Source organism: Kitasatospora phosalacinea, assembly GCF_030268885.1.
Taxonomy (GTDB): Bacteria; Actinomycetota; Actinomycetes; order Streptomycetales; family Streptomycetaceae; genus Kitasatospora; species Kitasatospora phosalacinea_C.
The window spans coordinates 146,558-159,083 of record NZ_BSSA01000018.1 but is presented as its reverse complement, the minus strand read 5'-3'; the positions used below and the strand labels follow the sequence as shown (position 1 = coordinate 159,083).

Here is a 12,526-nt window from a genome sequence, read left to right as displayed (position 1 = left end):
GCGGTTCTACTCCGGGAGTTCGGGGTCGGCGGCCAGGGCCTGGGAGGAGCGGGCGGCGTAGTCGCGGTCGCCCAGCAGGACGGCGTCCAGCCCGTCGGACTCGGCCAGCCGGACCTGCACGGCCTCGCGCAGCGAGGTGGGCAGGTTCTTGCCGACGTAGTCGGCGCGGATGGGGAGTTCGCGGTGGCCGCGGTCGACCAGCACGGCGAGGCGGACGGCGCGCGGGCGGCCGATGTCGCTGAGCGCGTCGAGCGCGGCGCGGATGGTGCGGCCGGAGAACAGCACGTCGTCGACCAGGATCACCAGCTTGCCGTCGATGCCCTCGGCGGGGATCTCGGTGTGCTCCAGGGCCCGGGCGGGCTTCAGCCGCAGGTCGTCCCGGTACATGGTGATGTCCAGCGTCCCGAACGGGATGTCCCGGCCGGTGATCTGGGTGAGCCTGGCCTGCAGTCGCCGGGCCAGGTGGACACCGCGGGTGTGGATGCCGAGCAGCACCACGTCCTCCGCGCCCTTGGCGCGTTCCACGATCTCGTGGGCGATCCGGGTGATGACCCGGGCGATGTCGGTGGCGTCCAGCACCTGGTGCGGGGCGCGGGGGGCGGAACTGGGTGTGGTCATGCCGAAGCGGACCTCCTTCCCCGCCTCACGGGACGGGTCTTAAAGGATGTCTGGAATGGTTTCCGGCCGCAGCCGGAGCCTCGCCCATGGTAGCAGCGTGCTGATCGGAGCCCGTTCGCCGCCCGTTCGCACGAGTGCCCCATTCGGCTTGACGCGCAACCCTCACTCTACGTAACCTCACAGTGAGTTACGAAGGTGCTCCACAGAGACCCGTCGTCGCTCACATTTCAGCGCACGCGAAGCAATCTCGTCCGGGGAGATCCATGTCCAGCGACTACGCGAAGCAGCTCGGGGCCAAGCTCCGGGCGATCCGCACTCAGCAGGGGCTCTCCCTGCACGGCGTCGAGGAGAAGTCCCAGGGTCGCTGGAAGGCTGTGGTCGTCGGCTCCTACGAGCGCGGCGACCGCGCGGTCACCGTCCAGCGCCTCGCCGAGCTGGCCGAGTTCTACGGCGTGCCGGTCCAGGAGCTGCTGCCCGGCGGCACCCCGGGCGGGGCCGCCGAGCCGCCGCCGCGCCTGGTGCTCGACCTGGAGCGCCTGACCCAGGTCCCGTCCGAGAAGGCCGGTCCGCTGCAGCGCTACGCCGCGACCATCCAGTCGCAGCGCGGCGACTACAACGGCAAGGTGCTCTCGATCCGCCAGGACGACCTGCGCACGCTGGCCGTCATCTACGACCAGTCCCCCTCGATCCTCACCGAGCAGCTGATCAGCTGGGGCGTGCTGAACCCGGACGCGCGCCGCGCCGTCCGCGAGGAGGACGCGGGCTGACCTGCGGTCGGCCGCTCCGTTTGAAGAAACGTCACAGCGGGGCGGGAACCGGTGGCCACCGGTTCCCGCCCCGCTGTCGTCGGTTCAGACCACGGTGCCCAGGCTGAACCCGGGGCCCGCCGCCACCCCGGCCACCGCCAGCTCGGCCGGCGACCACTCGTAGCCGGTGCTCCGCCAGGCCCAGGCGACCTGCCGGTACTCCCCGCACAGCGCGCCCGAGCCCTGCGTCCCGTGCAGCACCGCGGCGCCCGGCAGTTCGCAGTACAGCCCGGCGCAGAGCACCGCGGTGACCAGGTCCAGGTCCTCGTCGTTGATCCGCACCGCGCCGTCCTCCCAGTGCAGCACCCGGGCCCGCGCCTCCAGCGGCCCGCCCGGCGCGTCCACCACGACCCGGAACTCGTAGGCCCCGCACCCGGCGCCGACCAGCACCCGGCGGAACACCTCGGACGCCTGCTGGTACGTCCACCGCACCCGCGGGTCGGCCGGGGCTGGCTGCTCGGTGCCGCACAGCGCACCGTCCGTCAGCAGGTCGGCGTGCCGCAGCACGAGGCCGCCCTCCCGGGCCCGGACCAGCCGCGGCAGGAAGTCGGCGAGGTCCTCGCCGCGGTAGGTCACCAGCTGGGTGCGCAGCGGCGGGTTGACCAGGTAGCCGTCGCGCGCGGCCTGCTCGCGCACGTCCAGCCCGTGGAGCAGGCAGTAGTCCGCGAAGTCCTCCGGGTGGAACATCCGCGCCCGGACCGTCCCGTACTCCTCCACCGCCTCGGCCAGCAGCTGCCCGGTCTCCCGCAGGTAGGCGGCGTAGTCCGCGGCGTCCGTCACCTGCCAGTCCCGCACCCGCTCGAAGTCCGCCTCGCTGGTCAGGATGCCCGTCACGAACGCCTCCTCGCTCCGCCGCGAGGGTGCTGCACTGCAACGGCGCGGCCGACGGCTGTTCCTGGACATCGGTGGCTCCCGGGGGTCTCGCTCTGGCAACTGCTGACCGAGTCCTCCCCGCCCGCACCCGTCCCACACGCACGGCCTGTCACAACTCTGCAACTGACCGTGCACCGTCCGGAGCGTCAGCGGGGCGCCATGGCCAACTGCCGGGACTGGGCGACCAGTCGGCCGCTCTCGTCCCAGACCTCGCAGTCCTCCTCGAAGTACCCGCCGGCCAGGTTGCGGGTGGCGTGCGAGACGCGCAGCCAGCCGTCGGCGGGCAGGGCCCGGACGTGGACGGCGAGCTGGATGGTGGGGGCCCAGCCGGGGCGGCCGAGGTCGAAGGTGACCGGGGGGAGGGCGTCGGCGGTGAGCAGGAGGGAGAGCGCGTCGGCGGGGCGCTTGTCGGCGAGGCGGAACCAGCCCTGGATGCGGCCCTGCTTCGACGGCCGGCCCAGCGCCCAGCCGATGGTGGCCGGGTCCAGGCGCAGGTCGAGGCGCTCCAGCAGGGCGGCCTGGGTGAGGAGTTCGCGCGGGGCGTGCTCGACGCCCACGCACTGCTCGGGCGCGGGCAGCTGCGGCGGGAGCGCGGTGGTGGCGACCTCCTCGTCGAGCGCGGCGAGGTCGGTGAGGGCGGCGGTGACCCGCAGCCGCTCCTCGCCGTCCTGGGAGAGGACGGCGCTGCCGGTGGCCAGGCTGCGGCCGCGCCGGACGATCTCGGTGCGGACGGTGGCGGGCCCGGGCCGGGAGGCGGATATGTAGGTGCCGCTGACGGTGAGCGGGTGCGGGTGGTCGGCCCCGGCCTCCAGGGCGAGCGCGTGCGCGGCGAAGGCGAGCAGCAGGCCGCCGTTGACGCCACCGCCGATCTGCCAGCCCTCGCCGAGCTCGCCGTCGTAGCGGCCGGGCTCGGTGGGGTGCGGGGTGAGCGCGATCCCCTGGTCGAACTCGAAGGCGGGGGTGGTCTCCGGCATGGCTTCGCGGCCCTTCTGCGCGGCGGACAGAGAGATTACTTGCCGGTAGCTTACGCGCGGAGGCCGCCGGACCGACAGGTCCGGCGGCCTCCTGGGGCGTGCGGGCTCAGCGCCGGATGCTCGGCTTGAGCTCCATGAACCGGGCGAGCAGGCCGTTCACGAAGGCCGGCGACTCGTCGGTGGAGAACTCCTTGGCGATCTCCACCGCCTCGTCCAGGACCACCGCGTCGGGCGTCCCGTCCTCCCAGATCAGCTCGTACGCGCCGAGCCGGAGCACGTTGCGGTCGGCGATCGGCATCCGGTCGAGCGTCCAGCCCACCGCGTAGGTGGAGATCAGGTCGTCGATGGTGCGCGCGTGCTGCGCGTACCCCTCGACCAGCTGCATCGTGTACTCCGCGACCTGCGGAATGCCCTCGTCCGGGCGGGGGTCGCGCGCCCGCGCGATCCAGTCGGCGAGCACCCGCTCGGGGGACACACCGCGGTGGTCCGCCTCGAACAGGATCTGGAAGGCCCGGGTGCGGGCCTTGCTACGAGCAGCGGCCACGGTTACTTGACCCGGCCGAGGTAGCTGCCGTCGCGGGTGTCGACCTTGACCTTCTCGCCGGTGGTGACGAACAGCGGCACCTGGATCTCGGCGCCGGTCTCCAGGGTGGCGGGCTTGGTGCCGCCGGTGGAGCGGTCGCCCTGGACGCCCGGCTCGGTCTCGGCGATGGTCAGCTCGACCGCGGCGGGGAGCTCGACGTACAGCGGGACGCCCTCGTTCTGCGCGACCAGGGCCTCGAAGCCCTCCAGCAGGTACTTGGCGGCGTCGCCGACGGTGGCGGAGTCGACCGGGACCTGGTCGTAGGTGTCCATGTCCATGAAGATGAACGCGTCGCCGTCGCGGTACGAGTACTGCATGGTCCGCTTGTCGACGTTGGCGGTCTCGACCTTGACGCCCGCGTTGAAGGTCTTGTCGACGACCTTGCCGGAGAGGACCTCCTTCAGCTTGGTGCGCACGAAGGCCGGGCCCTTGCCGGGCTTGACGTGCTGGAACTCGACGACGGTCCAGAGCTTGCCGCCGTCCAGCTTGAGGACCATGCCGTTCTTGAGATCGTTCGTGGTAGCCACGGGCGCACTTACTCCTGATATGTCCGCTGTCAAGGAACACCAAGCCGCGCGCCACCGGGACCGGTCTCGGTCACAGCGCGAGGAGCTCCTTGGTGGTGATGGTGAGCAGCTCGGGCCCGCCCTCCTCGGGAGGCCGCACCACGAGCGTGTCCTCGATCCGGACGCCGCCCCGACCCGGGAGATGGACCCCGGGGCCGACGGTGACCGGCACGCGGTTGTCCAGTTTACCCATGTCGGCGGGCCCCAGGCGCGGAGCCTCCCTGATCTCCAGGCCGATGCCGTGTCCCAGGGCGTGGACGGAGTGCTCGGCGTGGCCCGCGGCCTGGAGGATCGAGCGGGCCGCGTCGTCCGGCACGTGCTGCTCGACGCCGGGCCCGAGGGCCTCCCGGCCGGCCCGCTGGGCGTGGAAGACCAGCCGGTGCAGCTCGACCTGCCAGGCGGCGGGGGCGGCGCCGATCACGAAGGTGCGGGCGGTGGAGATGCCGTAGCCGCGGTAGCGGGCGCCGAGCGCGACGGTGAGGAAGTCGCCCTCCTCGACCCGGCGGTCGGTGGGCTGGTGGTGCTCCAGGCCGGAGTTGCTGCCGGTGCCGACGGAGACCGGGAAGGCGGCCCGGTCGGCGCCGTGGTCGATCATCCGGCGCTCCAGCTCCATCGCCAGGTGGCGCTCGGTGCGGCCGACCAGGATGGATTCGAGCAGCTCGCCGAGGGCCTGGTCGGCGATCTCGGCGGCGATCCGCAGGTCGGCGATCTCGTACTCGTCCTTGACCACCCGCAGCCGCTCCACCGCCCGGTCCAGGTCGAGCAGCCGGGCCGCCTCGGCCAGCCGGGCGACGGTGCGGTGCCGGGTGACGGTGAGGTCGTGCTCCTCGACCGCGAGGTCGCGCACCCGCAGCCGGGCGGCGGCCTCGGCGGCGGCGAACGCGGCGTCGGCCTCGGCGGGCACCGGCAGCCGGGTGACCTCCGCCTCGGCCTGCCGCTCGCCGCCCTCGACGTCCTCCGCCCCCTCGGGCACCGCGAGCACGGCGCGCTCGCGGGTGAGCAGCAGCGCGGCGCCCACCGGCGGGCAGCCGGTGAGGTAGCGGACGTTGGCTGGGCGCGTGACCAGCGCGGCGTCGGCACCGGAGGCGCTGCAGTACTCGCGGAGGCGTTCACGTCGGGCGGAGTGCGCGTCGGACATGGTCCGAGCGTACGAACGGGGGCGGCGGGGCGCCTGTCGGGACCGGCCGACGGGGCGGGAATGCGGGCGGGGGGCGGCGCGTTGTGGCTTGGTGAAAACGGCAATCGTTGCCGGGAGAGGGAGGCCGAGACGATGGCGCGCAGCGAACTGCGACCGGTGATCACGCTCCGGTCCACGGCGGGCACCGGCTTCACGTACGTGACCAGGAAGAACCGCCGCAACGACCCCGACCGGATGGCCCTGCGGAAGTTCGACCCGGTGGCCGGGCGGCACGTGGAGTTCCGCGAGGCCCGCTGACCGCGCGGGCGGCGCACCCGTCCGATCGCACACGCATCCAGCGAGGGCACCCAGCGAGGAGGAGCAGTCATGCAGCAGGGAATCCACCCCGAGTACCGTCCGGTGGTGTTCCGGGACAGGACCGGCGGCCTGTCGTTCCTGACCAGGTCGACCGCCTCCAGCGACCGCACGGTCGCGTGGGCGGACGGGCGGACGTACCCGGTGGTCGACGTCGAGACGTCCTCGGCGAGCCACCCGTTCTACACCGGCCGGGCCCGCCTGATGGACACCGAGGGCCGGGTCGAGCTGTACCGGCGCCGGTACGGCGGCTGACCGGCACGCACCGCAGGGCCCCGGGGCTTCCCCCGGGGCCCTTCGTCATGCGCCGGGCGGGGGGACGGAGACCACCATGGTGATCCGGCAGGGCACCTCGCCGTCGTTGCGGTAGCCGTGGGCGGTGCCGGCCTCGTAGGAGGCGGTGGACCCGGCGGGGACGCGGTGGTCGCGGCCGTCCAGGACGAGGGTGAGGACGCCCTCGTCGACCCGGGCGATCTCGACGGTGCCGGGCGGGTGCGGGTCGGAGGCGTGCGCCTCGCCGGGGTGCAGGTGCCAGGACCACAGCTCCAGCGGGCCGGGGGCCTCGGTGCCGCCGAGCAGGGTGCCGCTGCCGCCCCCGGGACCGGTCCACAGCCGGACGGCGTCCTCGGCGGGGACGATCCTGACCTCCGAGGCGGCGTCGTAGTCGAGCAGCCGGGCGATCGAGACGCCGAGCGCGTCGGCGAGCCGGACCACGGTGCCGATGCTGGGGTTGGTGCGCGCCTGTTCGATCTGGACGACCATGCCGCGGCTGACCCCGGAACGGGCGGCCAGGGCGTCCAGGGTGTGGCCGCGGTCGAGGCGCAGGCGCTTGAGGTTGCGGGCGAGGGCCTGGGTGACGAGGTCGGCGTCCGGCACGGGCAGTCCAATATTCTGGTTGGGTCGGTGCACTGGGTTGAACTATGCTGCGGCGGCATCGCCAGGTCCACCGACTGTACTGCGGAGTCCACCATGCTGTCCGCCCACCTCACCGCCTCATGAGCGCCGCCCTCGCCCTGCTCGCCAGCCTGCTGTGGGGCGTCGCCGACTACGGGGGCGGGGCGATCACCCGGCGGATGCCCGCGCTGACGGTGGTGGTGCTCTCGCAGACGGCCGCCGCCGCGGTGCTCGCGGTCGCGGTGACCGCCACCGGCGGCTGGCCCGGGGCCTCCCCCGCCCTCTGGTACGCGGTGGCGGCGGGCGTGATCGGGCCGTTCGCGCTGCTGGCCTTCTACCGGGCGCTGGCGCTCGGGCCGATGGGCGTGGTGTCGCCGCTGGCCACCGTCGGCGTGCTGGTGCCGATCGGGGTCGGCCTGTTCCTCGGCGAACGGCCGGGCGCCGTCCAGGGGCTGGGCATCGCGGTGGCCGTCGCCGGGGTCGCCCTGGCCGGCGGCCCGCAGCGCGGCGGGGCGGCGGTGAGCCGGCAGGTGCTGCTGCTCACCCTCGGCGCGGCCTTCGCCTTCGGCGCGGTGCTGGCCCTGGTCGCGCACGCCAGCGCGGGCGGCGCCCTGCTGCTGACGCTGTGCGTGCAGCGGCTGACCAACGCGGTGGTCGGCGCCGGGATGCTGGCCGTCGCGGCCCGCCGACAGCCCCTCGGACTCTCGGCGGGCGCGCGGTCGCTGCCCGCACTGACCGCCGTCGGGGTCGCCGACGTGGCCGCGAACGGCCTGTACGCGGCCGCCTCGCACCTGGGCTCGGTGGCGGTGGCGGCCGTGCTGGCCTCGCTCTACCCGGTGGTCACCGCACTGATGGCGCGCGGCCTGCTGAAGGAGCGGCTGCTGCGGGTGCAGGTGGTGGGCGCGGGCCTCGCGGTGGCCGGGACGCTGATCCTGGCCGCCGGCTGACGCCCCGTCACGACGCGTCGGCCCCCGCCCCTGCAGCCGCTCCCGCGAACGCCCGGGAGCGCTTGGCGATCCGCCAGTAGCCGATCGCGGCGGCCCAGACCACCACGAACAGGCCGACGATCACGAAGCCGACGTTGTCCAGGCTGAGGCCCGCGATCCAGCCGGTGACCGGGTCGGCCAGGTCGAACTTGTCGTGCAGCACGGCGACCAGCTCGATGGTGCCGATCACGAAGGCCACCGCGATCGACAGCCCGGTGATGGTCAGGTTGTAGTACACCTTGCGGACCGGGTTGGCGAACGCCCACTGGTAGGCGAAGTTCATGAACGTGCCGTCCAGGGTGTCGAACAGGCTCATCCCGGCGGCGAACAGCAGCGGCAGGCAGACCACCGCGTACCAGGGCAGCCCGGAGGCCGCGCCGGACCCGGCCATCACCATCAGCGTGACCTCGGTGGCGGTGTCGAAGCCCAGGCCGAGCACCATCCCGACCGGGAACATCTGGCCGGGCCGGCTGATCGAGCGGGTGGCCCGGCCCAGCAGCCGGGCCAGGAAGCCGCGGGCGTCCAGGTGCCGCTCCAGCTCGGCCTCGTCGTACTGCCCGGCCCGCATCGCCCGGAACACCCGCCAGATGCCCAGCAGGGCCACCAGGTTGAGCGCCGCGATCAGGTAGAGGAAGGCGCCGGACGCGGTGGTGCCGATGGTGCCGAGCACCCGGTGGGTGGTGGAGTCCTCGTCCATCAGGGTGCCCGCCAGCGCCGCGCCGCCGGCCACCAGGGCGGCCATGATCACCACCATCGAGGAGTGGCCGAGGGCGAACCAGAAGCCCACCGAGACCGGGCGGCGGCCGTCCGCCATCAGCTTGCGGGTGGTGTTGTCGATCACCGCGATGTGGTCGGCGTCGAAGGCGTGCCGCATGCCCAGGGTGTACGCGGTGATGCCCAGGCCGACGCCGAACACCTGGGTGCCGACCTTGTACTCGTGCGGCGCGACCAGGAACAGCAGCGTCCCGAAGGCCACCACGTGCATGGCCAGGATCACCGCCATCAGGCCGGCCGTGCGCAGGGTGTCCTCGCGCCGCCAGCGGAAGACGGGCAGGGGGGAGCCGGGTTCGTTCCCGGGCAGGGTGATTTCATGCGCGGTCATCCGCGTTCACGCTCCAGCACCTCGTGGATCACTTCGTGAGATGCCGTGGCCGGTCTCCTGGCTGACGGGGTGTTGTGCGCCGGCTCCCGGCCTTCCCGGCCGCGAGCGGCCAGTGGCACGGGGTGGGAGCCGACGACTCCCCGATCACAGTGGCGAGGGCCGCTCCGGACTCCTGCGACCCCCGCTCCCGCGGCGGTCGCAGTGCACCGGCTTCCCGAGCACCACGGCCCGCCCACCGTAGGCCCGCCGCGGGTGCGGCGGCAAGAGCGCACCCCGGCCCGGGTGGCACAGATCACGCCTGATCAGGGCCGTGGTGACGGCGCGTCAGCCCGCCCGGGCGCGTCAGGCCATCCAGAAGAAGACGCAGGTCATCCGCTTCTCCTCCAGCGTCGCGCCGTGGTACTCGGTCGCGGTGTGGATCAGGTTGGCGGTGTAGAGCAGCAGCCGGTTGTAGCGGTGCGGGACGGCCAGGTCCTCGGTGAAGGAGTCCGGCGGGACGAAGCGGGTGCCCAGGGCGTCCACCAGGTTGTTGTGCGGGGCCACCACGCTGTTGCCACCCAGCCGCCCGCCGGGGAGGCTCTGCCGGTAGAAGCTGGTGCCGCAGCGCTTGGGGACGGCCGGGTTCAGGTACAGCACGGCCGCGTACCGGCACAGCGCACGCGAGTCGGTGTGCGGCCGCGGCTCGCACTCCCCCGCCCCGACCACCTGCACGCAGTTGTGGTTGAACGTGCCGCCCTCGGCCTCGTCCAGCGCCCAGATCCGCTCGGCCCCGGTCGCCGCCCGGACCAGCCCCTCCACGTGCGCCAGCTCGTCCGGCTCCAGCCCGGGCATCGCCCGCAGCCCCGGCCAGGGCTCCGGCCGGTGCGGGTAGCCCTCGTCCCAGTCCGTGCGCGCCAGGTGCCGGGCCCGCACCGCGTCCGGGTCGGGGAGGACGTCGTCCAGCACCCAGTAGTCGCGTCCCCTGGTGGGCTTGCGGTACGGCAGGACCGGGAGCGCCGGGGTGGGGCGCGGGCCCTGGAACGGTTGTACGGGCATGGCCCCGACAATAGGAGCGCCGCTCCGGGGCCTCGCCCAAGCGCTGGTCAACCTTGCGTCAAGGCTTGCCGCGGTGACGGAGCGTCAGGCCTGCTGGCAGCGCGGGCACCAGAACAGGTTCCGGGCGGCCAACTCCTCGGTGCGGACCGGCGTTTCGCACACCAGGCAGGGCTGGTCGTGCCGCCGGTAGACGTACACCTCGCCGCCGTGGTCGTCCACCCGCGGCGGGCGGCCCATCGCCTCCGGGGTGTGCTCGGGGCGGACGGTGTCGATCCGGCCCGCGGCCACTCCGTCGTGCATCAGGGCGACCAGGTCGGCCCAGATCGCGTCCCACTCGGGGCGGGAGAGGTCGCGGCCGGGGCGGTGCGGGCTGATGCCGAGGCGGAACAGCACCTCGGCGCGGTACACGTTCCCGACGCCCGCCAGCACCTTCTGGTCCATCAGCAGGGCGGCGACCGTGCTGCCGCTGCGGGAGATCCGCCGCCACGCCTCGTCACCCGCCTCGCCCGGACGCAGCGGGTCCGGGCCCAGGCGGCGGTGGACGGCGGCCTTCTCCGCGGGGGTGAGCAGTTCGCAGGCGGTCGGGCCGCGCAGGTCGGCGTAGCCGCTGTCGTTCACCATCCGCAGCCGGACCTGGCCGACCGGCTCCGGGGGCTCGCCCGCGCCGAAGTCGTACTTCCCGTACAGCCCCAGGTGCACGTGCAGCCAGTGCTCGCCGAAACCCAGGAACAGGTGCTTGCCGTGCGCCTCCGCCTCGTCCAGCACCCGCCCGTCGATCAGCGCGGCGCCCTCCGCGAAGCGCCCCTGCGGGCTGGACACCCGCACCGGACGGCCGCCGAACAGCGCGTCGTTCTCCCTGGCCAGGCGGTGGATCACATGCCCCTCGGGCACCGGCGTCAACTCCTCGGTCGTGGCGGTCGCGGTGGTGGTCGCGGTGGTCGCAGTGGTCGCGAGGAGTCCATTCTCCCAGGCCGCTCGGACACCCGGGGCGGTCCGGCCCGGCGGCTCAGAGCGCGGCGGCGGCCTCGCACAGGGCGGTCAGCTCGGCCAGCGCCAGGGCGGTGAAGTCCTGGCCGGGGCGGGCGGTCCAGCGGGCGAGGGCGGCGCGCAGGGCGAGCAGGCCCAGCACGGCGGCGAGCACGGCGGTGGGCTCGGGGACGCCGCGTTCGCGCAGGGCGGCGGTGAGGGCGGCGGCGAGCGCCTCGCGCTTGAGCAGTTCGCGCTCGGTCAGCTCCGGGTTGGCGGCGACCACCTGCTGGCGCTCCCGGACGGTCTCGTGGCGCTCGGCGGTGAAGGCCTGCGCGCCGACGGCGGCCAGCGCGGCCTCGACGGCCTGCCGCGGCCCCGCCCCGGGCGGGGCGGCGGCGACCGCGCCGGTGAGCAGGCGGGTCAGGGCGTCGCCGCCGGAGAGCACCTCGCGCTTGTCCGCGAAGTGCCGGAAGAAGGTGCTCTTGGCCAGGCCCGCGCGCTCGGCGATCTCGGCGACGGTGGTGCGGTCGTAGCCCTGCCGGACGAAGAGCTCCAGCGCGGCGCGCTCCAGCCGCTGGCGGGCGTTCGGGTCCCATCTGGCCATGATCCGGATTCTACGTGACGGGACATGGTCGCATCACCGGGCCCGGCGAGCTATGGTGATGGGACAAGGTCTCATCACTCGGAGGTCCACTCGTGCACGTCTTCGTCACCGGAGCCACCGGCCACCTCGGCTCGGCCCTCGTCCCCGACCTGCTCGCCGCCGGTCACCGCGTCACCGGCCTCGCCCGCTCCGACGCCTCCGCCGCCGCGCTCACCGCCCTCGGCGCGGACGTCCGCCGCGGCGACCTCGACGACCTCGACGGCCTGCGGGCCGCCGCCGCGGCCGCCGACGGCGTCGTCCACCTCGCCTTCAAGCACGAGGCGATGCTCGGCGGCGACTACGCCGGAGCGATGGCCGACGACCTCAAGGCCGTCCGCGCCCTGGTCGAAGCGCTCGCGGGCACCGGCAAGCCCCTGGTCGGCACCGGCGGGACGGGCGGCGGCAGCGCCCCCGGACAGCTCTCCCTGGAGAGCCGGGTCGCCCCCGGCGCGCCGCGCACCGAGGCCGAACGGGCCCTGGTCGACGCCGCCGCCGACGGCGTGCGCACCAGCGTCGTCCGCCTCCCCCCGGTCGTCCACAGCCCGCTCGACCGGCACGGCTTCGTCCCCCTGCTGATCCGCACCGCCCGCGCCACCGGCACCTCCGGCTACCTCGGCGACGGCACCAACCGCTGGCCCGCCGTCCACACCCTCGACGCCGCCCGCCTCTACCGCCTCGCCCTCGAACACGCCCCGGCCGGCACCCGCCTGCACGCCGTCGACGACGAGGGCGTCCCCTTCCGCGAGATCGCCGAACGCATCGGCATCCGCCTCGGCCTCCCCACCGCCCCCGTCGACGACTCCCGGGCCGACGAGCACTTCGGCTTCCTCGCCCGCGTCGTCCCCCTCGACCTCCCCGCCTCCGCCGAGGCCACCCGCGCCCTCCTCGACTGGCACCCGACCCACCCGGGCCTGCTCGACGACCTGGACGAGGACCACTACTTCACCGAGGACTGACCCCGACCACCGGGCAGCGGAACCTTCCC

General features: G+C 74.1%; 16 protein-coding genes and 1 riboswitch. Of the genes, 5 read left to right on the top strand and 11 right to left on the bottom strand.

Going from position 1 to position 12,526, the window contains the following annotated elements; all coding sequences use genetic code 11:
• Positions 1-6: 6 nt before the first annotated feature.
• Positions 7-618 (bottom strand): bifunctional pyr operon transcriptional regulator/uracil phosphoribosyltransferase PyrR, encoded by a 612-nt coding sequence (pyrR, locus tag QSK52_RS24565; protein WP_033252037.1) that lies wholly within the window; start codon positions 616-618, stop codon positions 7-9.
• A 263-nt stretch (positions 619-881) separates the two neighbouring features.
• Between pyrR and bldD the strand changes: the two genes are divergently transcribed.
• A complete protein-coding gene (gene bldD / locus QSK52_RS24560) occupies positions 882-1,385 on the top strand; it encodes a transcriptional regulator BldD (protein WP_014134541.1) in 504 nt (167 codons plus the stop codon).
• Positions 1,386-1,469: 84 nt separating this feature from the next.
• Here the strand turns inward: bldD and QSK52_RS24555 are convergent, their stop codons facing one another.
• The 5 genes from QSK52_RS24555 to QSK52_RS24535 all read right to left on the bottom strand — a co-directional run bounded on the left by QSK52_RS24555 (position 1,470) and on the right by QSK52_RS24535 (position 5,558).
• Positions 1,470-2,258, bottom strand: a complete 789-nt coding sequence (locus tag QSK52_RS24555) for a hypothetical protein (protein WP_285738301.1) — start codon at positions 2,256-2,258, stop codon at positions 1,470-1,472.
• Positions 2,259-2,443: 185 nt separating this feature from the next.
• A complete protein-coding gene (locus tag QSK52_RS24550; RefSeq protein WP_285738300.1) occupies positions 2,444-3,271 on the bottom strand; it encodes a thioesterase family protein in 828 nt (275 codons plus the stop codon).
• A gap of 106 nt (positions 3,272-3,377) precedes the next feature.
• Positions 3,378-3,815: a transcription antitermination factor NusB gene (gene nusB, locus QSK52_RS24545; RefSeq protein WP_285738299.1), complete on the bottom strand. Its 438-nt coding sequence runs from the start codon at positions 3,813-3,815 to the stop codon at positions 3,378-3,380.
• 2 nt (positions 3,816-3,817) lie between these two features.
• Positions 3,818-4,381: an elongation factor P gene (gene efp / locus QSK52_RS24540; RefSeq protein ID WP_285738298.1), complete on the bottom strand. Its 564-nt coding sequence runs from the start codon at positions 4,379-4,381 to the stop codon at positions 3,818-3,820.
• Positions 4,382-4,451: 70 nt separating this feature from the next.
• Positions 4,452-5,558, bottom strand: coding sequence for an aminopeptidase P family protein (locus tag QSK52_RS24535; protein WP_285738297.1), 1,107 nt, complete (start codon positions 5,556-5,558; stop codon positions 4,452-4,454).
• 132 nt (positions 5,559-5,690) lie between these two features.
• On the opposite strand from QSK52_RS24535, the gene rpmG reads away from it, so the two are divergent.
• Both rpmG and QSK52_RS24525 read left to right on the top strand, forming a co-directional pair.
• Positions 5,691-5,855 (top strand): 50S ribosomal protein L33, encoded by a 165-nt coding sequence (rpmG, locus tag QSK52_RS24530; RefSeq protein WP_285738296.1) that lies wholly within the window; start codon positions 5,691-5,693, stop codon positions 5,853-5,855.
• A 69-nt stretch (positions 5,856-5,924) separates the two neighbouring features.
• The gene (locus QSK52_RS24525; protein ID WP_285738295.1) at positions 5,925-6,167 is read left to right on the top strand and encodes a type B 50S ribosomal protein L31; all 243 of its coding nucleotides are present in this window, start codon (positions 5,925-5,927) and stop codon (positions 6,165-6,167) included.
• A 45-nt stretch (positions 6,168-6,212) separates the two neighbouring features.
• Here the strand turns inward: QSK52_RS24525 and QSK52_RS24520 are convergent, their stop codons facing one another.
• Positions 6,213-6,788 (bottom strand): helix-turn-helix domain-containing protein, encoded by a 576-nt coding sequence (locus QSK52_RS24520; RefSeq protein ID WP_285738294.1) that lies wholly within the window; start codon positions 6,786-6,788, stop codon positions 6,213-6,215.
• A gap of 119 nt (positions 6,789-6,907) precedes the next feature.
• Here QSK52_RS24520 and QSK52_RS24515 point away from each other — a divergent pair, with 119 nt between their 5' ends.
• Positions 6,908-7,753, top strand: coding sequence for a DMT family transporter (locus QSK52_RS24515; RefSeq protein ID WP_285738293.1), 846 nt, complete (start codon positions 6,908-6,910; stop codon positions 7,751-7,753).
• 7 nt (positions 7,754-7,760) lie between these two features.
• On the opposite strand, the gene QSK52_RS24510 is transcribed toward QSK52_RS24515, so the two are convergent.
• The 4 genes from QSK52_RS24510 to QSK52_RS24495 form a co-directional block, all read right to left on the bottom strand.
• A complete protein-coding gene (locus QSK52_RS24510; RefSeq protein ID WP_285738292.1) occupies positions 7,761-8,894 on the bottom strand; it encodes a HoxN/HupN/NixA family nickel/cobalt transporter in 1,134 nt (377 codons plus the stop codon).
• Positions 8,895-8,924: 30 nt separating this feature from the next.
• A riboswitch (cobalamin riboswitch) is annotated at positions 8,925-9,135 on the bottom strand.
• Positions 9,136-9,236: 101 nt separating this feature from the next.
• Positions 9,237-9,929 carry a DUF6445 family protein gene (locus tag QSK52_RS24505; RefSeq protein WP_285738291.1) on the bottom strand — a complete coding sequence of 231 codons (693 nt, stop codon included), beginning with the start codon at positions 9,927-9,929 and terminating at the stop codon, positions 9,237-9,239.
• A gap of 84 nt (positions 9,930-10,013) precedes the next feature.
• On the bottom strand, positions 10,014-10,820 hold the full coding sequence (locus tag QSK52_RS24500; protein ID WP_285738290.1) for an Fpg/Nei family DNA glycosylase: 807 nt from the start codon (positions 10,818-10,820) through the stop codon (positions 10,014-10,016).
• A gap of 115 nt (positions 10,821-10,935) precedes the next feature.
• The gene (locus QSK52_RS24495) at positions 10,936-11,502 is read right to left on the bottom strand and encodes a helix-turn-helix domain-containing protein (RefSeq protein WP_285738289.1); all 567 of its coding nucleotides are present in this window, start codon (positions 11,500-11,502) and stop codon (positions 10,936-10,938) included.
• Positions 11,503-11,594: 92 nt separating this feature from the next.
• On the opposite strand from QSK52_RS24495, the gene QSK52_RS24490 reads away from it, so the two are divergent.
• Positions 11,595-12,497 carry an SDR family oxidoreductase gene (locus QSK52_RS24490; protein WP_285738288.1) on the top strand — a complete coding sequence of 301 codons (903 nt, stop codon included), beginning with the start codon at positions 11,595-11,597 and terminating at the stop codon, positions 12,495-12,497.
• Positions 12,498-12,526 lie beyond the last annotated feature (29 nt).

Bases quoted from the DNA above. Each gene is read 5' to 3' on its own strand.
- pyrR (WP_033252037.1), bottom strand. From the start codon at position 618: ATGACCACACCCAGTTCCGCCCCCCGCGCCCCGCACCAGGTGCTGGAC.
- bldD (WP_014134541.1), top strand. From the start codon at position 882: ATGTCCAGCGACTACGCGAAGCAGCTCGGGGCCAAGCTCCGGGCGATC.
- QSK52_RS24550 (WP_285738300.1), bottom strand. From the start codon at position 3,271: ATGCCGGAGACCACCCCCGCCTTCGAGTTCGACCAGGGGATCGCGCTC.
- QSK52_RS24535 (WP_285738297.1), bottom strand. From the start codon at position 5,558: ATGTCCGACGCGCACTCCGCCCGACGTGAACGCCTCCGCGAGTACTGC.
- rpmG (WP_285738296.1), top strand. From the start codon at position 5,691: ATGGCGCGCAGCGAACTGCGACCGGTGATCACGCTCCGGTCCACGGCG.
- QSK52_RS24525 (WP_285738295.1), top strand. From the start codon at position 5,925: ATGCAGCAGGGAATCCACCCCGAGTACCGTCCGGTGGTGTTCCGGGAC.
- QSK52_RS24515 (WP_285738293.1), top strand. From the start codon at position 6,908: ATGAGCGCCGCCCTCGCCCTGCTCGCCAGCCTGCTGTGGGGCGTCGCC.
- QSK52_RS24510 (WP_285738292.1), bottom strand. From the start codon at position 8,894: ATGACCGCGCATGAAATCACCCTGCCCGGGAACGAACCCGGCTCCCCC.
- QSK52_RS24505 (WP_285738291.1), bottom strand. From the start codon at position 9,929: ATGCCCGTACAACCGTTCCAGGGCCCGCGCCCCACCCCGGCGCTCCCG.
- QSK52_RS24495 (WP_285738289.1), bottom strand. From the start codon at position 11,502: ATGGCCAGATGGGACCCGAACGCCCGCCAGCGGCTGGAGCGCGCCGCG.